This window comes from Verrucomicrobiales bacterium (assembly GCA_016793885.1).
GTDB lineage: Bacteria > Verrucomicrobiota > Verrucomicrobiia > Limisphaerales > UBA11320 > UBA11320.
The window spans coordinates 1-19,980 of the sequence record JAEUHE010000162.1 but is presented as its reverse complement, the minus strand read 5'-3'; the positions used below and the strand labels follow the sequence as shown (position 1 = coordinate 19,980).

At 58.6% G+C, this 19,980-nt stretch carries 17 protein-coding genes; 8 read left to right on the top strand and 9 right to left on the bottom strand.

Annotated features, from left to right (window positions below; genetic code table 11):
- Positions 1 to 53: 53 nt before the first annotated feature.
- Positions 54 to 896 (bottom strand): translation elongation factor Ts, encoded by an 843-nt coding sequence (gene tsf, locus JNN07_18710; protein ID MBL9169778.1) that lies wholly within the window; start codon positions 894 to 896, stop codon positions 54 to 56.
- An 87-nt stretch (positions 897 to 983) separates the two neighbouring features.
- Entirely contained in the window at positions 984 to 1,769 is a 786-nt protein-coding gene (gene rpsB / locus JNN07_18705) for a 30S ribosomal protein S2 (GenBank protein ID MBL9169777.1), read from the bottom strand.
- Positions 1,770 to 2,095: 326 nt separating this feature from the next.
- On the opposite strand from rpsB, the gene JNN07_18700 reads away from it, so the two are divergent.
- From JNN07_18700 to JNN07_18685, 4 genes are all read left to right on the top strand, one after another.
- Complete coding sequence (locus JNN07_18700) at positions 2,096 to 2,434, top strand: P-II family nitrogen regulator (GenBank protein MBL9169776.1); 339 nt, start codon at positions 2,096 to 2,098, stop codon at positions 2,432 to 2,434.
- Positions 2,435 to 2,955: 521 nt separating this feature from the next.
- Positions 2,956 to 4,167 carry an MFS transporter gene (locus tag JNN07_18695; protein ID MBL9169775.1) on the top strand — a complete coding sequence of 404 codons (1,212 nt, stop codon included), beginning with the start codon at positions 2,956 to 2,958 and terminating at the stop codon, positions 4,165 to 4,167.
- A 145-nt stretch (positions 4,168 to 4,312) separates the two neighbouring features.
- Positions 4,313 to 5,437: a Gfo/Idh/MocA family oxidoreductase gene (locus JNN07_18690; protein ID MBL9169774.1), complete on the top strand. Its 1,125-nt coding sequence runs from the start codon at positions 4,313 to 4,315 to the stop codon at positions 5,435 to 5,437.
- 107 nt (positions 5,438 to 5,544) lie between these two features.
- Positions 5,545 to 7,050 carry an MFS transporter gene (locus JNN07_18685; GenBank protein ID MBL9169773.1) on the top strand — a complete coding sequence of 502 codons (1,506 nt, stop codon included), beginning with the start codon at positions 5,545 to 5,547 and terminating at the stop codon, positions 7,048 to 7,050.
- 103 nt (positions 7,051 to 7,153) lie between these two features.
- Here JNN07_18685 and JNN07_18680 read toward each other — a convergent pair whose 3' ends face one another.
- Both JNN07_18680 and JNN07_18675 read right to left on the bottom strand, forming a co-directional pair.
- A complete protein-coding gene (locus tag JNN07_18680; protein ID MBL9169772.1) occupies positions 7,154 to 8,041 on the bottom strand; it encodes a sugar phosphate isomerase/epimerase in 888 nt (295 codons plus the stop codon).
- 121 nt (positions 8,042 to 8,162) lie between these two features.
- Complete coding sequence (locus JNN07_18675) at positions 8,163 to 8,726, bottom strand: hypothetical protein (GenBank protein ID MBL9169771.1); 564 nt, start codon at positions 8,724 to 8,726, stop codon at positions 8,163 to 8,165.
- Between the two features lie 93 nt (positions 8,727 to 8,819).
- On the opposite strand from JNN07_18675, the gene JNN07_18670 reads away from it, so the two are divergent.
- Positions 8,820 to 9,755: an MBL fold metallo-hydrolase gene (locus tag JNN07_18670; protein MBL9169770.1), complete on the top strand. Its 936-nt coding sequence runs from the start codon at positions 8,820 to 8,822 to the stop codon at positions 9,753 to 9,755.
- On the opposite strand, the gene JNN07_18665 is transcribed toward JNN07_18670, so the two are convergent.
- From JNN07_18665 to JNN07_18655, 3 genes are all read right to left on the bottom strand, one after another.
- The gene (locus JNN07_18665; GenBank protein MBL9169769.1) at positions 9,752 to 10,081 is read right to left on the bottom strand and encodes an STAS domain-containing protein; all 330 of its coding nucleotides are present in this window, start codon (positions 10,079 to 10,081) and stop codon (positions 9,752 to 9,754) included. The genes JNN07_18670 and JNN07_18665 overlap by 4 nt on opposite strands.
- A 36-nt stretch (positions 10,082 to 10,117) precedes the next feature.
- Positions 10,118 to 11,725 carry a response regulator gene (locus JNN07_18660; protein MBL9169768.1) on the bottom strand — a complete coding sequence of 536 codons (1,608 nt, stop codon included), beginning with the start codon at positions 11,723 to 11,725 and terminating at the stop codon, positions 10,118 to 10,120.
- Positions 11,726 to 12,176: 451 nt separating this feature from the next.
- Positions 12,177 to 14,150 carry a response regulator gene (locus tag JNN07_18655; protein MBL9169767.1) on the bottom strand — a complete coding sequence of 658 codons (1,974 nt, stop codon included), beginning with the start codon at positions 14,148 to 14,150 and terminating at the stop codon, positions 12,177 to 12,179.
- A gap of 227 nt (positions 14,151 to 14,377) precedes the next feature.
- Between JNN07_18655 and JNN07_18650 the strand changes: the two genes are divergently transcribed.
- From JNN07_18650 to JNN07_18640, 3 genes are all read left to right on the top strand, one after another.
- Positions 14,378 to 15,403 carry a carbonic anhydrase gene (locus JNN07_18650; GenBank protein MBL9169766.1) on the top strand — a complete coding sequence of 342 codons (1,026 nt, stop codon included), beginning with the start codon at positions 14,378 to 14,380 and terminating at the stop codon, positions 15,401 to 15,403.
- Positions 15,404 to 15,840: 437 nt separating this feature from the next.
- The gene (locus tag JNN07_18645; GenBank protein MBL9169765.1) at positions 15,841 to 17,232 is read left to right on the top strand and encodes a hypothetical protein; all 1,392 of its coding nucleotides are present in this window, start codon (positions 15,841 to 15,843) and stop codon (positions 17,230 to 17,232) included.
- A gap of 12 nt (positions 17,233 to 17,244) precedes the next feature.
- Positions 17,245 to 18,249 carry an aspartate-semialdehyde dehydrogenase gene (locus JNN07_18640; protein MBL9169764.1) on the top strand — a complete coding sequence of 335 codons (1,005 nt, stop codon included), beginning with the start codon at positions 17,245 to 17,247 and terminating at the stop codon, positions 18,247 to 18,249.
- A gap of 8 nt (positions 18,250 to 18,257) precedes the next feature.
- On the opposite strand, the gene JNN07_18635 is transcribed toward JNN07_18640, so the two are convergent.
- Both JNN07_18635 and JNN07_18630 read right to left on the bottom strand, forming a co-directional pair.
- The gene (locus tag JNN07_18635; GenBank protein ID MBL9169763.1) at positions 18,258 to 19,028 is read right to left on the bottom strand and encodes a hypothetical protein; all 771 of its coding nucleotides are present in this window, start codon (positions 19,026 to 19,028) and stop codon (positions 18,258 to 18,260) included.
- 26 nt (positions 19,029 to 19,054) lie between these two features.
- On the bottom strand, positions 19,055 to 19,762 hold the full coding sequence (locus tag JNN07_18630) for a hypothetical protein (GenBank protein MBL9169762.1): 708 nt from the start codon (positions 19,760 to 19,762) through the stop codon (positions 19,055 to 19,057).
- Positions 19,763 to 19,980: the final 218 nt, after the last annotated feature.

Below are 19,980 nucleotides of genomic sequence, written 5' to 3'. Positions count from 1 at the left end.
AAAAAAGCCGTCGGGGATGCCGACGGCTTTGTGAAAACGATGACGAGTGGAGACTAGGCTCCGGCGGTCTCGCCGACCTGGAAACGGAGAAAGCGTCGCACAGTCACCTCGTCGCCGAGTTGTTTGCCCACTTCGGCGATCTGCTCGCGAACGGTGACTTCAGAATTCCGCTTTACAAAGCCTTGGTCCACCAGGCACTGGCCCTGGTAGAATTTCTCCAGCTTGCCTTCGACGATCTTGGCAATCGCCTGTGGCGGCTTGCCTTTGACCTGCTCGGCAGCGATTTCCTTTTCCTTGGCCAAGATGGCCTGATCGACCTGCTCGCGCGAAACCACGGTCGGGCTGGCGGCAGCGATCTGCAGGGTGAGATCACGCACGAGCTGCTTGAATTCATCGCGCTCGGTCGTGGCCTGCTTGCCGACGGCCACTTCCACCAGCACGCCTACCTTGGAGCCGGTGTGGATGTAAGCGCCGACAAAACCAGAGCCGGCGACTTCCAGCCGCTGATGGCGTGCGATTCGGATGTTCTCCCCGATCTTCGCCACCTGAGCGGTGCGGTCCGCCTCGAGGTCGACGCTGGGGTTCTCGGTGAACTTCCGAGCGACTTCCTCGCAGAAGGCGCGGAAACCTTCGTTGCGTGCAACAAAGTCCGTCTCACAGTTCACCTCGATGAGCGATCCAACTCGGCCGCCGGGGGCGATGTATTGGGCGATGACGCCTTCCTTCGCCTCGCGGGTCGCTTTTTTGGCCGCGGAAGCCGCGCCCTTTTTGCGGAGGATATCGACGGCGACATTCATGTCGCCGTTGGCCTCGGTGAGGGCCTTTTTGCATTCCATCAAGCCCGCATTGGTCATCTCGCGGAGCTTGGCAACATTAGCAGCAGAAATTTCAGCCATAGCACGAATCTTCTCTTGTTCTAGTTCGGATGGGGATGAGCACGGACGGCGGCCGCTTAACCGGTGCGCCGTCCGAGACTCGTCAATTTATGCCTGGGCGGGAGCCGGAGCAGCCTCAGCGGCAGGGGCCGGGGCAGCGGCAGCGGGTTCAGCGGCGGCGTCCTGGCCGCGACGTCCAAACTTGGCCTGGTACTCGGCGCGCGCCTGAGTGATGGTCTGGACCACGGCGGTCAGGATCAGTCGGACGGAGCGGATGGCGTCGTCGTTGCCCGCAATCGGGTAGTCCACCAGGTCGGGATCGCAATTGGTGTCCACGATGGCCACGATGGGGATGCCCAGGCGACGACCTTCGGCCACCGCATTGTGTTCGCGCTTCACGTCCACGATAAACATCGCGGCCGGATACTTCTCCATGGTGCGGATGCCTTCGAAGTTGCGCATCAGGCGAGCCATCTCGCGGCGATACATCGACTGCTCCTGCTTGCCGTACTCGCTCATGGTCCCATCGGCTTCCATCTGCTCGATCTTACGCATACGGGCGATGGAGCGCTTGACGGTGTTGAAGTTGGTGAGCGTTCCGCCGAGCCAGCGTTCCGAGGAATAAAATTGATTGCAGGCCTTGGCTGCTTCCTTGATGGCCTCTTGGGCTTGCTTCTTAGTGCCGATGAACAGCACGTTGCCGCCCTTGCTGGCGATCTTGTGCAAGAAGGTGCAGGCTTCCTGAAGCTGAACCAGGGTCTTGCTGAGGTCGATGATGTGGATGCCATTTCGAGCGTCGAAAATGAAGCGCTTCATCTTCGGATTCCACCTCCGGGTTTGATGCCCGAAATGCACGCCGGCTTCCAACAGTTCCTTAACACCAATATTCGTCACAATGTTCTTTCGTGTGGTCAACCCTAACCACTGGAGGTGCTGCGCCTATGTTTGGCTGAGCTGCCTATCCAGTCGGCTAAAGCCATCCCGTTGCTCACGGGATTTGATTCGATACTATTATGGTCCCCTGAATCCATTCGGGCTCAGGATTTTTAAGACCGTTCAGTTCCCTGCGCTGGTCGCAGGGCTGGGTAAAGTAGCAAACGGCAGCTTGGGATCAATGCTTTTCTGGAGAGAATCCGGGTTCGGATTTGCTGATTTTTAGGCGCCGGCTCAGATTTCATGTTTACACCCCACCCTCGCCCGCTAGTATTACCTCCGAATCAATGAAAAAGCTCGAGGCAATCATCAAACCGTTTAAGCTGGACGATGTTAAGGAAGCCCTCGCCGCGGTCGGCGTCGAAGGAATGACGGTGACGGAGGTCAAAGGATTTGGCCGACAAAAGGGTCATACTGAGATCTATCGAGGAAGCGAGTACACGGTCGATTTTCTTCCCAAAATTAAGCTGGAACTCGTTGTGGCGGATAATGTTGTGGACGATGCTGTTAAGGCGATCGTCAAGGCCGCCAAGACCGGCAAAATTGGCGATGGTAAGGTGTTTGTGAGCCCGATCGAGAATGCGATCCGCATCCGCACCGAGGAAACCGGCGAAGCTGCGGTCTGATTGACCGGAGTAGCACCAGCGCCGACACCATGGGACGCCTGCCGCGAGGTGCAGGAGCCTAACCACATCGCCTCGACGGTGGTTGCTGGCCTGCAGTCACTCTAGATCTTCCTGGGATGAGGGCTGTCGGAGGTTCTCCCTGCCTGCCGTCCTGGCCCCTCAGAGAAGCCTGTCATGAAGGTCTTTTGGTTGGTCTTCATGAAGATTCTCCATTTTTTGCCGCAACGTTTTCCTCGCGCTACGGTCTTTTAAGGGTGGATTCACCTTGGTTCTTGTGACGCTTTCGAAAAAAAGAGATTCGGGCAACAGACGCCAAGGAGGTGGGGGTGGAGAACCCCGCTGAAGAAACGTGCTGCTACCCGAATCAAAAGCTGATCAAAACTTAAAATTCTTCCGCGCTTTGTCAACGGTTCTTTTTGCTGGTCTCGCGTGGCGTGGTCGCTCTGTCGGCTTTTTGGAGAGTGATCGGGTTGCGATATCATTTCCCGCCACAGACTACTTCCTCTAGGGTTCTCAGCGGAATGCGCGCTGCGTCCATCACGGAAAGAACCTATCGATTCGAATGCTGGCGGGCCCTGAGCAGCGGGGTTCTTGAGGCGGCGGCCGGGACTTTTCTGCTGCTCATCGCGGTCCGATGGTACGCCGCGGGTTCTGTGGCGAAAGCGATTCTTGCCGCGGGATCCAGTGCCGGGCTCTTGGTCTCCCCCATGACCGTGTGGTTTACGGCTCGCGCCGGACTTCCGGTTGCTCAGGCGGGTAGTCGGATTCTCGCTGCGGGAGCGATTGCGATGCTGCTCGCCGCGGTAGTGCCTTACCTGCCGATATTCGTGATCGGCACAACCCTCGGTCTGATCGCTTCATCGGCTTGTGTGCCTTTGGTCACACAGATCTACCAAGAAAACTATCCTGCGGAGACCCGGGGTCGATTGTTTTCCCGAACGTTCATGATCCGGATCGCCACCGCCGCGGTGGTGAGTGGCTTGGGGGGGTGGTTGCTGCGGGAACGAATGGAATCCTTTCGTTGGCTGGTTGGACTGTTTGGCCTGGCCCTGGCGTTTGGAAGTTGGTGTTTGGCGCAGTGTCCTTCCACCCCTTTGCTGGCGGATACTGGAGCGCATCCCTTGCGTGGATGGCGGCATGTTTCCGGCGACCCCTTATTCGCACGGACGCTCATCAGCTGGATGCTGATGGGGTTCGCCAATCTGATGATGCTTCCGCTCCGCATTGAATATCTCGCCAACCCCAAATACCACCTGGCCCTGGAGCCGGATGTAGTCGCCATGCTTACCGGGGTGATCCCGCATGCCGCTCGCTTCGTGATGAGTCCGGTCTGGGGGCACTTGTTTGATCGGATGAATTTTTTTGGGCTGCGGATGACGCTCAACGTGGGATTTGCCCTTGGGATTCTAGGATTCTTTACCTCCGATAGTGCCTGGGGCCTGATTGCCGCTGCGGTGATCTACGGGATTTCGAATGCCGGAGGTGATGTGGCTTGGAGTCTTTGGGTGACCCGGTTTGCTCCCCCCGAGCGCGTGGCGGAGTACATGTCCGTGCACACCTTTCTCACGGGAGTCCGGGGGGTTCTCGCCCCCGCCGCCGCATTCTATTGCATCGATCGCTTTCCGGTCGGCTGGTTGGCAGCGGGATGTGCGAGTCTCATCGGTCTGGCTTGTTTGGTGCTACTGCCCGAGATTCGCTCAGCCCGCATCGCAGCCCCTCCCCGCTCCCGCTGATGGCTCCCTTTTAGGTTGACACTGCCCCCCCCTGAAAGTTGTTATCACTCGCACTGCCGTCCTGCGCTCTGAGGTCTGAGGACCTGCTTTGCTCGGGTTTGGCGACGAGAGTTCAAACGAACGAGCTGCGCAACGCTATTTCATCATGAGTCAACGCAAACTGAACATTGCTATTGTCGGCCTCGGTTTCGGGGCTGAGTTCATACCGATCTATCAGCGGCATCCGAACGCGAACATGTATGCCATCTGCCAGCGCGATCCCAAGAAGCTGGATGCGATCGGCAACGCGTTCGACATCGGCGCGCGCTACACGGACTACCGTCAGCTGCTGAAGGATCCTAAGGTGGATGTGGTCCATATCAACTCCCCCATCCCCGATCATGCTTGGATGTCCATCGCCGGGCTCAAGGCTGGCAAGCACGTGGCTTGCACGGTGCCGATGGCGACCTCGATTGAGGACTGCAAGAAGATCGTGGAGCTGCAGAAGAAGACCAAGCTGAAGTACATGATGATGGAAACCGTGGTCTATGCCCGCGAGTTTCTCTACATTAAGGAGCTCTACGAGAAGGGCCAGCTGGGCAAGATCCAATTTCTGCAGGCGAGTCATCAGCAAGACATGGATGGCTGGCCTAACTATTGGCCTGGTTTGCCGCCCATGTGGTATGCGACCCACTGCGTCGGACCCGTCTGCGGTCTGACCAAGGCGACCGCGGAATATGTTTCCTGCTTCGGTTCCGGGACCATCCGCAAGGAGCTGATCAAGCACTACAAGTCGCCCTTTGCCGTCGAGACCACCCATATCAAGTTCAAGAAGTCCGACCTCAGCGCCCGCATTTACCGGTCCTTGTTCGACGTGGCCCGCCAATACCGAGAGAGCATCGACGTCTACGGTTCGAAAGCGTCGGTGGAATGGCCGTTGATTGAGCACGAGCCGCTCGTCTTGCACCGCGCCAAATTGCCCGAGCCTGAGATTCCCAAGCGGGTCAAGAGCCCCGACTACGCTAAACTCTTGCCGAAACCCATTCAGCGCTTCACCACCAAGGGCGTGTATGACTTGGGCAAGAAGACGCACCTGAGCTTCACTCAAGGAGCGGGTCATGGAGGGTCGCATCCCCATTTGGCGCATGAATTCATCTCGGCGGTCGTGGAGGATCGTGAACCTTTCCCCAACGCTCGGGAGTCGGCCAACTGGACCTGTGTCGGCCTTTGCGCCCACGAGTCTGCCCTCAAGGGCGGTGAGATCGTCAAGCTCCCCGCGTTTACCCAATAAAGTACCCCACGGCTCAACACCAAACATCAAGATACGAAAAAACTATGAGTAACGGAAACAATGACGCAGTCGCACCCAACGCCAGTAGGCTGTTGTGGGCCGGCTTCATGGCCATCCTCGCGGCGGGCGTTGGATTCGCCATTCGCGGCGGCATCTTTGACAACTGGGGTGCGGAGTATGGATTCACCGCGCAGCAGTTGGGCGACATCGGCGGGGCGGGATTCACCGGCTTCTGTTTCGGAATTATTCTAGGTGGGGTGGTGTGCGATAAGATCGGCTATGGCAAGCTGGTGATCCTCGCGTTCGTCATGCACGTTCTTTCTGCGGTGGTGACCTTTACCGCCAAGGGGGACACCGCTTACCAGAGCCTTTATTGGGGCATGTTTATTTTTGCCTATGCGAATGGCACCCTGGAGGCCGTGGCGAATCCGTTGGTGGCCACACTCTTCCCGAATAAGCGAACTCACTACCTCAACATCCTTCATGCGAGCTGGCCGGCCGGGTTGGTGATCGGCAGTGTGCTCGGATGGATCCTGGACGACCGTATGAAGCTGAGCTGGCAGATCCAGCTCGCTCTCTACCTGATCCCCACCATCGGTTACGGCCTCATGTTTTTGGGGCAGCACATGCCTAAGTCGGAAGCTTCCAAGCAGGGTCTCAGCTTCGGTCAGATGTTCAAGGATGTCGGTATTCTCGGCGCCCTGATTGTTTGCTACCTCCTCTCCCTCTTCGGTCAAAACGCGCTTGGTCTCAGCCCCGTGGTGGCCTATGGCATTGCTGGAGCCGCGTTGATTGGCGTGGGTGTCCTGACCAAGTTTTCCCTGGGTTCAGCGCTTCTCTTCGTCCTGTTCCTGGTTCACGCGATGGTTGGCGCTGTGGAATTGGGAACCGATGGTTGGATTCAGAACATCACCGGGAATCTTTTCACTTCGCAGGAAGGTAAGTATCTCTTCATGTGGACTTCGGCCATTATGTTCAGCCTCCGGTTTTGCGCCGATTTCATCGAGAAGCGACTCGGCTTATCACCGATTGGATTGCTGGTGACCTGTGCGGTCCTGGGATTTGTTGGACTGCAGCTTGCCAGCAATATGACAACATTCCCCGTGGCCATGGCGGCACTTGGGATCTATGCGGTAGGAAAGACCTTTTTCTGGCCGACAATGTTGGCGGTTGCCTCTGATCGATTTCCTAGAACGGGTGCCATCGCGATTAGCATCATGGGTGGCATTGGAATGATGTCGGCTGGGTTGATCGGATCTCCCGGACTTGGTTATGGCAAGGACCGATTCGCTACTGAAGCGCTCGCTCAGGCGAACCCTGCCGCGCTCGAAGAATTCAAGGCGGCCAAGCCGAGCAAGTTCCTGTTCTTCAACGAAGTGACAGCCTTGGATGGTACCAAGCTCGCGGAGGCTCAAAAGGTTGAAGCTAGCCAGCGCACCCCTTCGCAAGCCGCAGTGGTCGCCGCCAGCATCGCTGGTGACCGCAAGACTCTGAAGGCCGATTCGTTCATCCCGCTAGCGATGGCAGTAGTCTACCTCTTGTTGTTGATCTACTTCAAGAGCATCGGCGGGTACAAGGCCATCCACATCGATGGCAAGGAAGCTGCCCACTAAGGCCTCCTAGATAACTTCAGAATTGTTCAAGAGCGACTCCTTCGGGAGTCGCTCTTTTTTCTGTTCGTTCGTAGCTAGTCCGGTCGTGGGTTTAGGTTGAACCTCACCGGCTCGGCTTTACGGAATTCACGAGCGCTTCCAGGCGGCGTCCATACTCGACGAAGTTTTCCCGGATGGCTTGGTCGTTCGACTTACTGCCCGCATCGTGAAAGACGACCACCATGTGAGGCTCAATCGAAATTCCCCCATCATAGCCTCGCCGCAGCGCGTCCTGGAGAATGTCCTTTACCCGACCTGCACCTTCCCCTGGCCAGCGATAGTCCGCGTCATTCTTCTCTGGATTCCAGGTCGCATCTTTGACGTGGATATGGACCGTGACATCCCGAACCTCGGTCCAGAACTGCCAGGGATCCTGCTTCGGCCAAGGCTTCGTCTGCGAGCGATCGGTGTTGAAAATCGGATTGGCCGTGTCGAATACCCACTTGAGGCCAGGCACTTCCTGCAGCAGTTGCTTGGCGTGCCGTGCACTCATGCCTCCGTAATTCATGCAGTTCTCGTGAACGGGTTGAATCCCTGCATCGAGAAAACGGCGGGTCACTTCGCGAACGCGCTCGAAAACCGCCTGGGGAATCTCCTCGTCGGCATCCGCTGGTTTGAAGCTCATGATCCGGACGAATCGGGCGCCGCAACGCTGCATTCGGGGAATGCACCGGCTGACTTCATCCAACGTCACTTGAAACGGAGGATCATCGATTCGCTTCGCCCAGTTCATGATGGTTGAGCCAAAACAGTAGACCTGAATCCCGACCTCGGAGAATTTCTCCAAGGCCAACTCGAAGGCAGCTTCAGGAATGTCATGAAAGTTGGCTTTCGGAAATCCCGGCACCTCCACGCCCCGCATCTCGATATGCTTCCACCCTAACTCACGGAGGGCGGAGATCTGCGTGTCCAGGGTGTTGCCTGCTTCGTCGCTAATTCCGGTGAAGATCATGAAGGGAAGCGTGACGAGTTGTGGGCTTCAGCTCAAGCTTGGAAGGAAGGGGGGCAATAAGAAAGCGCTTCCGTTGAGGGAAGCGCTTGTGCTTACAGGCTGCTGAGCCGAAGGGATGGTTCTACCAGCGTCCGCGACCGTGGTGGTGGTGGTGCGTGCGATAACCGATCGGCCCGCAACCCCGATAGTGTCCGAATCCAAAGCCGAAGCTGATCACCGGGGCCGGGGCATAGACGGGAGCCACATAGACGGGAGGCGCGGATACATAGACCGGAGCGGACTGGACATACACCGGCTGCTGCACCACATACGACGTGGTGGTCGTGGTGGTGGTCGTGGTGGTGGTCGTGGTGGCAGGAATCGTTGGAGCCGGTGGAGCTACCGGCGCGGCGGCCACGGTGGGGGCATTCGGGATGACGGGCGTAGTGGTCTGCACAGTTTGGTACACCACTTGGGCTGGCTGCGTTTGCACGGTCTGTACGACCACGGGTGCGGATTGCACATAAACCGGGGCCGGCGCCACATACACGGGGGGTTCCAACACTCGGCTGATGGCGTGGGCAGCGAACACTCCCGTCAGGACTTTGCCTGCGGTGGCCCATTCGCGATCGCCGGCGAACGATGTGGAGGCGAAAGGAGAAGAACTGATCACCATTGCGCTCAGAAGAGCTATGCTTGTTTTCATAAACAGTCTTTCTAACAACACCGTCGATTGGACCTTGGTCGTTTGTGCTTTATTCAGTCCCGTACTAGCGCCTAGGGTATCAAGTCTTTACGCATGAGCATGGACCCGGCAGATTCCGTCCCGCCGCACCGCCCTAAGCGGCGCATCCCGCGTTCGTTCAAGGAGTTAACTCCTAGCAACCACTTTAATCCGCGGACGTTTTTTTATGAGATGGTGTGGAAAGCATGGCTGACTCCGCGAACCGGCCAGCACAAACGCCCGGTTTATCCCGAGTTGAGCGCTGGGAAGGTTGCGATCACGTGGATTGGCCATGCCTCGTTTCTGGTTCAGTTCAACGACTTGAACGTCCTCATCGATCCGAACTTCGCGAATTGGCTGTTCCTCCTGAAGCGGCTGAAGCGGTCTGGGATCAGGATCAAGGATCTGCCCCCGATCGACCTGGTGCTGCTGACGCACGCTCACTTTGATCACTTCCACAAACCGACCCTTCGGCGAATCCCAGCACCCAAGATTGGTGTGATGCCCTGGGGGGTGGGGGAGTTGGCGCGAGACCTGGGCTTCGGCCGTATCGTTGAGCTGCAGACCTGGGAGGGCTTCTCAAGCGGCGATTGGAAAGTGACCCTCACGCCGGCGAAGCATTGGGGGGCTCGGACGTTGCACGATCATCATCGCGGCTACGGAGGGTTTCTGCTCGAGCATCAGGGCCGGAAGATCTACCACGCCGGCGATAGTGCTTATTTCGACGGATTCAAGGAGATTGGGCAGCGGTGCGCTCCGGAGATCGCGTTGCTTCCCATCGGGGCCTATTATCCAGACACCTTTCGGCAGGTCCACATGGGACCCGATGAAGCCATGAAAGTGTTCAAGGACCTGGGAGCGCAGTGGTTCATCCCCATGCACTTCGGCTCCTTCAAACTCTCCTTCGAGGCGTTGGACGCTCCCCCTACCTGGCTGAAGCAAATCGCCCACCAGGAGGGCCAAAGCCATCGAGTGCGCATCTTGGAGGAGGGTATTCCGACCGTTTTTTAGGCGGCTTGGCTGAGATCGAGCTGCTTGTCGAGTCGCGTAAAGATGAACGTCCGATACACGTTGGGGTTACCTACCGTGGCCCGCACAGCGGCCCCTCGGTTCTTCGCGTGCTTGATGATCGAGACAATCAGGTTCAAACCGGCGGAATCGACCATTTTGGCCGCGGTCAGATCCAGTTTCAGCGTGGTCCAGTTTGCTTGCTTCAGTCGCTCCCCTTCCAAAAGTCCAAAGGCGGCCTCGCGAAGGCCGTCGACGTTCGTGCTGAGCACATCCCCAGGGAAGGCAATGGACAATGTATTCGTGTTCGTATCCAGATTATGTTTCATAAAGTAACGGGCAAATTGGTGTTAAGTCAGAGTTGGCTAGGCGACGATGGCGGCCAGCGGTGCAGGGTTTAGATCGAACTCGAGTTCCACCTGAGCGCCTCGGCGGCTGGTGGTTATTTTGGTCGCGAGGGCCTCCAACAAGATCAGCCCCCGGTGCTCGCAAACCATGTCCTCCTCTGCTTGCTTGCGATGCGCCGCGCAATCGAAGCTGTGACCAGGTCCAGGATCGGAGATGACGATCCTCAGGATGTTGCGGACGGGTTCACATTCGATCAGGAGCGTGGCGAACTGGTCCTGCAGACCTCCACAACCGTGTTTGAGCGCGTTGATCGTCACTTCCCGCAGGCAAAGGATCACGTCGTAAAAGCGTTCGTCGTTGAGTCCTGGCAGGGCAGTCTTCAGTGATCGCGACCACCGGTCTTGAAGCTCATCGATCCGAGCCGCTTCCGCCCCAGAGTTCCGGGCTTGGTAGACGGGATAAAAGATGGGCTGGCCCGGAACAGGGGGGGCTATATGGATGCAGGCGAAAAGAATGTCGTCCTGCGCCTGCTTCATCCACAGCGGGCTGCAACCTTGCCGCCGCGCCTGCATAAGCGCGAAAGCGCAGCTGAGCGGATTGACGCCGAGTTGGACGGCGAGGTCCTCCAGGCCATCGGTCCAAAGATAAAACCGTCCTGTCCCTGAGATTGGGATTTCAACCGGTTCCTCAACCGCGTCAGGAAACCAGCCGAGCGGAGAACTCCACACATCTCCCATCACCTCGAGGTTGCGGTTTCCGTCCGAATAGACCGGTAGCGGGAACCCACAGCAGAGCGAGCGGGCGATCCCTGAGCCGCGGTGGATCATTAGGGCGCAGACCGCCACTGAGGTTGCGCTGTCACCTCCCCCCTGGGCCGCGCCATTTTGATTGGAGTCGCTCAGCAGGTATTGGTTGAATCGCTTGAGCACCTCCTCGATGGGGGTTTGGGCTTCGATCATACCTCGGACGAAGCCTTGGAAATAGGATGATAGATAGGCCGCCCTCAAGTCGTGTCCGGAAACATCGGTGGCCAGCACCAGGAATCGATCGTCGCCCAACGGGAACACCCCGAGATAATCGCCGCCGGCCTCATGGCTGGGATGATAGCTCAGGTCGACGGCGAGGCCGCAGTTCGGAATCGCCCCCCCGACCATCCGCAGTTGCTCCCGGCCCACCGCCAGCACATCGGAAGCCGCGCGCTGAAGTTCCCGCGCGCGACTCGTGTTGGCACAGGCTTTCTGGACCGCTGACAACAAAGCTTTGGCCTCAATCGGCTTGTCGAGAAAGTCACAAGCACCTTGGCGTAGGCTGGCCATCACCAGCTCCTTCTCGCCCTCGGCAGTCACCATAATGGCTGCCATCTCGGGAGCATTGTTTTGCAGCCAGGTCAGCATCCAGAGTCCGTCCTTCTCCGGCATCCGGTAGTCCGTCACGATGCAGTCGAAGGATTCGAGTTTCTCGCTTCCGCTCTTCAACATGCCGAGCGTGTGATCGACTCCAGAGGACTCGACTACTTGATAGCTCGCTCGCTCGAGGAACGCGATGAGGCACCGACGAGACATACGGTCGTCGTCGATCACCAAGATTCGTCCCGTGGTGAGCTTGTTGTTGCTGTCGGCTTGCATAGGGGATCCCTAGGAAGGAAACCCAAGTCCTTTATCGACCGATATGCCGTGTTGCTTGAGTTGAACCGGCCAGCTATCGGCCTGGAAACTTGCCATGGGGATCTCTCGCTCCTCCAAGCGCTTCCTGCCGCCTTCTCGGAAAAATACCACTGGCGTGGTGAGGAGAATTGCCGCCTCGGTCCCCAGGGCAGCTGCCTCAGGAATTGGTTGGGCAACCCCAGTGGAGCGCGCTTTCCCATCGGTCTGGGCTTCGGAGTTCGTCCCTGGCCGGGGGTATCTTCGATAGCTATTCATGTCATGTCTTAAGACTCGTCTGCCGGGCCCCTGATGGACCCAAGCCCCCGGAGTTCGAATGTCGAGCCGGTCGGGTCAGCTTGTCTCGCAGTCCGGCTCGTAGCAGTTCCAATACCAAGCTCGGTTTGACGCCCGCTCGTCCGGTGAGCGTGGAGCCTCAGGGGGCTAGCATTTTCCTCGCCGGAATCCCGGCCAGCGTGTCATGCACCGTCTGGAGGAGTTTCGCGGTGGCATAGGGTTTGAGGAGGAATGGTATCTGCATTTCGTCCTCCAACGGCTGGAAACGTTCCGGGGGTGACATACCGCTGGTGGCGATCAGCCGTAGATCTGGGTCCAGCTTATGGAGGGCCTTGAGAGTCGTGGCCCCATCCATCTCGGGCATCATCATGTCGGTGATGGCCAGGGCGATTTCTCCCCGGTGCTGAGCCACCAGTGCCAAGGCGCCGGATCCCTCGCTGGCAGTGAGAACGCGGTAATTGTAGCGCTCGAGGATGGACTTCGTGATATCTCGGAATGAACTCTCATCGTCGATGACCAGCACACACTCCCCTTTTCCGGACCAACGAACGGGATCTTGTTTCTGAACGGTGATTTGCCTCTCGGTCGCCAGTGCTGGGAGGTAGACGGTGAAACGGGTTCCTTTGCCCGGCTCGCTATAGACGTTGAGAAAGCCCCCATGCCCCTTGACGATGCCGAGCACCGTCGAGAGACCCAGCCCGGTGCCACGACCCGAGTCTTTGGTGGTGAAAAAGGGCTCGAAAATCTTTTCGATGATCTCGTGCGGGATCCCGCTGCCGGTGTCGGTGACGGAGATCACCACATAGGGGCCGCATCGTGCATCCAAATGCAGCCGGGTGTAGGGTTCCTCCAACTCCCGATTGAACACTTCGATGCAGAGTTTCCCACCAGTGAGCATGGCGTCGCGCGCGTTGACGCACAGGTTCAGGAGAACCTGATGGAGTTGGGTTGAGTCGCCTTTGATCATCCACAGGTTAGGGGCGATTCGAGTTTGGATCTCGATCGACTTAGGGAAGGTGTCGTGGGCGAAGTCCCGCATCTGGTTCACCAAATGATGCACCTGCAGAGGGAGCTTTTCACCATCCGCGCCTTTCGAGAAGGCCAGGATTTGCTTCACCATGGCCGCTCCGTGCTGAGCGCTGCTCTGGACGGTGTTGAGCAGCTTTTTGGCCCGTGGTTCGGTGGTGACATCCTGCAGGATCTCCACAGCCATCAGGATAGGGGTCAGCACGTTGTTGAGGTCATGGGCGATGCCATTGGCCAAGGTGCCGATGCTTTCGATTCGCTGTGATCTCAGCAGTTGCGCTTCCAGAACCTTCTTCTCCGAGACGTCCCGGGCGGTGGCGTAGATGAGGTGTTGGCGGGGGAGGCTCGAGGCTCGCCATTGCAGCCACCGGTACGACCCATCGGCCGAAGAGCACCGGATTTCGAACTCCAGCGATGTAGCGCCATCTGCGAGCGAGCGCATTGCCGACGCGAGCCGAGCCTGGTCCTCCGGATGAACCCAGTGGGAGAGAGGATACTTGACCAGTTCCTCGATCTCATGGCCCAGGGTGCGCTGCCAGGCCGGGTTGAGCTGGAGAATGCATCCCTTGGCATTCAAGATTCCGAGCAGGTCCCCGGAGAGCATGAAGAAGCGGTCCCGTTCCTCCGATAGCCGCTTTTTTTCGACCCGCTCGAGCTTCTCGTTGAGGATTCTCCGGACCGCGATCGGGAGTCGGCGCAGACGGTCTTTGGCAACGTAGTCCGTCACTCCGGATCGCAGCGCCTCCGCCACATTCTCTTCGCCGATGCCTCCGGTGACCAGAATCACGGGGATCTCTCGGCGAAACTTGTGCAGGACTTCCACCGCGTCAACTCCGCAATCGGTCCCCGGTTCGGGTTCGGCCAACACCACATCGTAGTTGCAGCTCCAAACTCGAACGGAGAACTCCTCTCGGGTTTTCACGCCGTCCAGTTGAACGTCCCAGCCGGCGCGTTCTAGTTCTTCGCGGTAGGGGATTGCGGTCTCGGATCCCGCCTGCCAGAGAAGCACCCGCAAGACGCTGCGTAGTCCGCCCCCTACATCCTGCTCAGGAGCCAAGCCGTTGAGTGGGGCTTTTGGATTCTCCATGCTCATTCAGTTTTGGTTTTCTGGATCAATTCCTCGCGACTCCCTGGTTCGCCGACAGCGGCGGACTCGGGCCGATCCTGCAATCGGCCCCTGTAATGATCGTCCGGACTTCCACAAGATTGAGGGACTATTTGCTGTCTGGATCGCCTCAATTTCGTGGTACGGGTTGCCGATTGAAGAGGAACGACCTCCGGTGGAGGACGAACTGGGAGGAAATCGGTATGGCTATGAGACTGGATATTCTACGAATTCTGAAGACCGGGTGCCTTGGATGCCTGATGTGGAACGCGCTGCCGGTGGTTGCCGACCACCCTGCTCCGGCAGGTAACGCACATGGATCAGACCCGCACGACGTGGTGGCGGTTCGCAAAGGGGCCGACCAAACCCTGGCGCTGATCCGTGAAGCCTCCTTGGCCTTACTCAAGGAAGGCAACGCCCGGTATGCCCAAGGAAAGTCCAAACATCCCAATCAGGGTGCCGATCGGCGCAGCATCGCCGTCTCCGACGGCCAAAAGCCCTTTGCAACCGTCCTTGCCTGCTCGGATTCCCGCAGCCCAGTCGAGGTCCTCTTTGATCGAGGCGTGGGTGAGCTTTTTGTCGTGCGGGTGGCCGGCAATGTGGCTGATGAAAGCCAGGTTGCAACGATTGAGTATGGGGTTGAGCATTTGGGCACCCCGTTGCTGGTTGTGCTGGGACATAGCGCCTGCGGGGCGGTGACTGCGGCTACCAAGGGCGGGGAGTTGCCGGGGCATCTTTCCGTGCTGATCAATCGAATCAAGCCCGCTGTTGCGAAGGCCCGGGCTGTCGGCGCCGGACCTGAACGGATCGTGGCGGCCGCTATCCAGGCTAACGTTTGGCAGCAGATCGAAGATATCCTCTCCTCCAGCGGCATTGTTCGGGAGAAGGTTCGTGAGGGAGCACTGCAGATCGTCGGCGGCATTTATGATCTCGAGAAGGGCACCGTGGCTTGGCTGGGATCGCATCCTGGCCAGGATGCGGTGATTGTGCAGGCTGAGGAGGCTGAGAAGACTGCGGAACTTGCTCGGGCCACAAAGGCTGCGCGAGAGGCCGCAGCTGAGCATCCATCCGACGCGCCTGTCGTTCAAGATTCTCACGCGGATGATGATGGCCACGCTGTGCCGGCCCCAGCGCGCCCTCTACCCTCGTTCCCGTCATCGCTGCTTCCGTCGAAAGATGTGAAAGCCAGAACGCGCACGAAGCCACAGGACACTCACTCCGAGCCACACCATTAAAAGTGGAGGCGACCCCTTCGCCTTCTGAAACCCCGCATGGAGTACCATGCGGGGTTTCCTTGTACCAAGTGGATCGCGGAGCAGTCCGACGAGACTTAGAGTTCATTTGTCCGCTTTCAGGCGGAGGGGGCCCCGATTGGAGATCGAGCGCGGGTACCTGCTAAAGCAGGAACTCCATACCCCGAAGGGGCCGTTCCGAGTACGGAGTTCCGCCTTCAGGCGGAAAGGCGCAGGAAATGACCTAGCGGTCGAGGACTTAGCGATTGAGCACTCACGAATCCCAGCGCAACCGCCCAAGGGCGAACGGTCTGATTGGCAGTGGGTGAGGTTCACGCGGGGTACAACCTGAATCTCACCCACTTTATATCACCCCCTCCCACTACCTCTATGGAGATCCACGCTAGCGAAACCTGGTCTTTGGGTTTAGCCTAACGCTAATGGAATCAGTCCATCCCTTGCTGGAGCCGCCCCGGCTGAGCCGAGGCCTCGTCTTCCTGGTTTCGTCGATGCTCTGCTTTCATCTGGCTTATGCCCTGCCAGGTTGGGGTTGGCTGATCTGCGGTTACCCCATTCTCCTGGTCCAGGCGCTACCGCACCTCTCTCCACGCCAAGCCTTCTATTGCGGGATCGGCATCGGGTTCCTGTGCTTCGGGCCGCAACTCCATTTTTTCTGGGGATTGTTCAATGCGGCCGCAGTGGTGCTGTGGCTTATTCTGGCGCTCTGGATCGCTTTATTTCTTCTACTGGGCAGGATCGCACTGGAGCGCTGGGGGGTGTTGATCGGCGGGTGCTCGCTTCCCTGCTGCTGGACAGGTTTCGAATACTTTCGAAGTGAGCTTTACTACCTCCGTTTCTCCTGGCTGAACACCGGCTATGCGCTGAGTGATACGCCCCTGGCACCGGTCCTCGGGGTCTGGGGCATGTATGGCGTCGGCTGGTGGCTGGTCGGGTTAGGGGGGGCGTTGCTCGTAGCGCCCTGGCGCCGACGCCTCGGAATGCTCAGCATATGGCTGCTGGTGGGTGCACTTCCATTCCTGCTGCCTCGTCCTGCCAGAACCGAGGTGGGAAGCGTCGAGGTGGCCGGCATGCAGCTTGAAGAAAGCAATCCCTCGGAGTTGCCTAAGTATCTCGATCGTCTGGCTCGGGCTTATCCGAATGCCCCGCTGCTCGTGCTTCACGAGTATCTCCTGGGCGGCGAACCCCCGCTAACCATCAAGCAATGGTGTCGTGACCATCAGAAGTGGCTCGTGATCGGAGGAAAGCGGGTCTTAGACGGAGATCGCTGGCAGAACACGGCCTTTGTGGTAGGACCGGACGGCTCGGTCGTTTTCGAACAAGGAAAGAGCGTTCCCATCCAGTTTTTCGACGATGGCATTCCCGCTTTCGAGCAGAGGCTGTGGGATAGCCCCTGGGGCAAGCTCGGCATCGGGATCTGCTACGACCTGAGCTACACCCGGGTCATGGATCGCCTGGTTCGGAAGGGGGCTCACGCATTGGTGATACCCACGATGGATGCCATCAGCTGGGGGGCTTACCAGCATGGCATCCATGCCCGCGTGGCTCCCACTCGGGCACGGGAGTACGGTCTGGGTGTTTTTCGAGTGGCTAGTTCGGGTGTCTCTCAGTTGATTTCGCCGGCCGGGGCAATTCTGGCCAGTGCCCCGTGCCCAGGACAGGAGGCGATGCTCGGAGGGCGGCTCAGCTTGGTTTCGGGGGGGCGTGCGCCGCTGGATCGATGGTTGGCTCCCTTCTGCGTGGGATATGTGGTGATCCAGGTGCTCTGGATTGGCTATCGCTCCTATTTGACAGGCCGCAGAAGCAACGTATGATGGCGGGCCTTTATGAATCGTCATCCGCATGTCGCTGTCGTTGGTGCAACCGGGGCCGTTGGGATTGAAATGCTTAAGACGCTGGAGAAGCGTCAGTTTCCCGTCGGCAAGCTTACTCTTTTGGCGTCCGCTCGGTCCGTCGGCAAAAAGCTGAAGTTCCAGGGCAAGGAGCATGTGGTCGAAGAGTTGACGCCCAGCAGCTTCTCGGGGATCGACATTGCCCTCTTTAGCGCGGGCGGCGGAATCTCCCGTGAGTTTGCCCCCATTGCGGCCAAGGCCGGCTGCGTGGTGGTGGACAACTCCAGCGCGTTTCGAATGGATGACCAGGTGCCCTTGGTGGTCCCGGAGATCAATCCCGAGGATGTGGCTAAGCACCACGGCATCATCGCCAATCCCAACTGCACCACGGCCATCACGCTGATGGCGCTTTACCCGCTTCACAAGGCGTTTGGCGTCAAGCGCATCTTCGCTTCCAGCTATCAGGCGGTTTCCGGCACCGGAGCCAAAGCGATCGAAGAACTCGAGCGTCAGGTATCCGAAGTGGTGAACAACCAGCCGGTAACTCGTGAGGTTTATCCGCATCAGATCGCGTTCAACGTGCTTCCACACGTCGACTCCTTCCTGCCTACCGGTTATACGAAGGAAGAAATGAAGATGGAGAATGAGGGGCGCAAGATCATGCACCATCCCTCGTTCAAGGCGAGTGTCACCTGTGTTCGTGTTCCGGTTTATCGCGCTCATTCGGTGGCGATCACTGCCGACTTCGAAAAGCCTGTAACTGTCGAGGCCGCGATGGCGGTGTTGCGCCAGGCCCCCGGACTCGATGTTGTCGATAATCCCGCGAAAAATGAATATCCGCTGCCCCTCACGGTGGCGGAAAAGTACAACTGCGAAGTGGGCCGCGTCCGCAAAGACTGCGCCTTGGACAATGGCCTCTGCTTCTGGGTCGTCGGTGATCAGTTGCTGAAGGGCGCTGCGCTCAATGCGGTCCAGATCGCTGAAGTGCTGCTTCAGTAGCCGTGCCCCTAGCGTGCCGGCTGAGCACCGGCTGGCGCGCCTCTCTGGCCTTCCGCTCCAGCAGGACTCGGCTCCTTCAAATGCTGGGTCCAGTGGCTGAGAAAGAACCTTTTCTCGGGGGGGAGAAAGGTGGGCGCTTGCCCCAGTATGGGACGCAGCGCTGTGGTCATCTGCACCATCACCAGCGCGAAAAGAATCATCCAGGCTTTGAGCCCGGCGCCGCCCCCTTGTCCGAGAACGCGAAATCCGGCGAAAAAGAAGCGTAGTGCGAAACCCAGGGCGACGGCCCAAAATCCAAGGTGGAGGAAACCCATCCACCCCAGCGAATCAGTGCTCTGCCCGAAGATCCAGGCGATCGGCGCAAAACCGACGAGCAGGATGGTCATCAACGCCAACAATCCAGCCAGCAGTCCGACCACTTCGCTTAGCTTCGTTTTCGCGCCTCCCAGGCAGGCGAAGATATAGAGGCTGGGCAGGCAGATGAGCGCGGAGATCAGCAGCCCCAGCACCACTTTGAGCGGAGCAGCCCAGAGTTGATCTCCTCCGGCGAAGGTTCCAATGACGATCCCATAAACCCCCATGCAGAGCGCGGCGATCCCTATCAGCGCCAGAATTGTAGCACCGGCCCCCGGTTTTCGCAGATGGCTCCAGAGATCAGCCGGTCTCCGGAGCAGCGCCTCCATGGCGGAGAAGACCCCTTGAATTGGAACCTCGGGCGCGGGCGCTCCGCCATCAACCGGAGGAAGGGGAGGGGGAAGCGATACGTCATTGGGTGTCATAGATGGGGGGGGCGTTGAATGTTGAGTTAGCTGATCAGTTGTAGGACGTCATGAAAAACCGTCTCGAAGAAACTTCCGCGGAAGGCATCGGGGCGCAGGAACTCCACCGGCAACCAAGGTGCCCCGATGAAGGGACGCAAAATCCAGATGAATTGGCTGCCGAGGAACAGATTGGTGGCCAACCAGGACCCGAGCACCCGAAACGCCACGGCACGGCTTCCCGCCAGCTTCTTCAGGAGTTGCCAAAGCCGGACGTGAGCAGCAACGCCTGCCAGTCCAATGGAACCGACATGAAATAGTTTTACCCAGGCGTGGACGTTGGATCCTGCGGAGGGAATCTCGCCCAGGGGAACCATGTTCCAAGCTAGAAAGAACGCAACCGGACTCAAGGCGCCCAGGACTAGTGAAGCAATGGCGAAACTGGCGAGGATTGCGCCCAGCGACTCCCGAAACCGGATGTTCAAGCCCAGCAACGGGGCGAGCATGCCGTTGAGCAATGCGGTCCCTAAGGTGGTGAGGATAATCACCGACGGAAACTTGATCGCCGCAAACCCGGCTTGCAGCGGCGACCGCCAGAGGCCGATGCTCGCTCCATACAGAGCGGAGCCAACCAGGACCATCACCAGCGGACTTGCGCTGGCATGTGGGTGCCCCGACCTTAGCCAACGTTCGATGGACTTCACCTCCCCCCTGAGGAGATTCGGGATCTCCAAGGGGTATGCCGTATCCTTCACAATGAATCGGACATCTGGAAGGGACTGCCGTTCAATCTTCGGGCCGAGTTAGATTGAAAGTCGTTGTGAATTCTATGGCGTTTTTCCCAGGGTAGCTCGTTCCTCCCAACTCTGGGCTTTGAGGCGCAATCCCGTTGGGATAGGGACCGAAGCACTCCGAACTTGTGGGTAATGCTGAGAGGGGGCTACAGCAGTCCATGACGCTTCGCGGCATTAAA

Excerpts from the sequence above, each read along its gene's own strand:
- tsf (MBL9169778.1), bottom strand. The coding sequence starts at position 896 with ATGGCTGAAATTTCTGCTGCTAATGTTGCCAAGCTCCGCGAGATGACC.
- JNN07_18700 (MBL9169776.1), top strand. The coding sequence starts at position 2,096 with ATGAAAAAGCTCGAGGCAATCATCAAACCGTTTAAGCTGGACGATGTT.
- JNN07_18695 (MBL9169775.1), top strand. The coding sequence starts at position 2,956 with ATGCGCGCTGCGTCCATCACGGAAAGAACCTATCGATTCGAATGCTGG.
- JNN07_18690 (MBL9169774.1), top strand. The coding sequence starts at position 4,313 with ATGAGTCAACGCAAACTGAACATTGCTATTGTCGGCCTCGGTTTCGGG.
- JNN07_18685 (MBL9169773.1), top strand. The coding sequence starts at position 5,545 with ATGGCCATCCTCGCGGCGGGCGTTGGATTCGCCATTCGCGGCGGCATC.
- JNN07_18680 (MBL9169772.1), bottom strand. The coding sequence starts at position 8,041 with ATGATCTTCACCGGAATTAGCGACGAAGCAGGCAACACCCTGGACACG.
- JNN07_18675 (MBL9169771.1), bottom strand. The coding sequence starts at position 8,726 with ATGAAAACAAGCATAGCTCTTCTGAGCGCAATGGTGATCAGTTCTTCT.
- JNN07_18670 (MBL9169770.1), top strand. The coding sequence starts at position 8,820 with ATGAGCATGGACCCGGCAGATTCCGTCCCGCCGCACCGCCCTAAGCGG.
- JNN07_18665 (MBL9169769.1), bottom strand. The coding sequence starts at position 10,081 with ATGAAACATAATCTGGATACGAACACGAATACATTGTCCATTGCCTTC.
- JNN07_18660 (MBL9169768.1), bottom strand. The coding sequence starts at position 11,725 with ATGCAAGCCGACAGCAACAACAAGCTCACCACGGGACGAATCTTGGTG.
- JNN07_18655 (MBL9169767.1), bottom strand. The coding sequence starts at position 14,150 with ATGGAGAATCCAAAAGCCCCACTCAACGGCTTGGCTCCTGAGCAGGAT.
- JNN07_18650 (MBL9169766.1), top strand. The coding sequence starts at position 14,378 with ATGAGACTGGATATTCTACGAATTCTGAAGACCGGGTGCCTTGGATGC.
- JNN07_18645 (MBL9169765.1), top strand. The coding sequence starts at position 15,841 with ATGGAATCAGTCCATCCCTTGCTGGAGCCGCCCCGGCTGAGCCGAGGC.
- JNN07_18640 (MBL9169764.1), top strand. The coding sequence starts at position 17,245 with ATGAATCGTCATCCGCATGTCGCTGTCGTTGGTGCAACCGGGGCCGTT.
- JNN07_18635 (MBL9169763.1), bottom strand. The coding sequence starts at position 19,028 with ATGACACCCAATGACGTATCGCTTCCCCCTCCCCTTCCTCCGGTTGAT.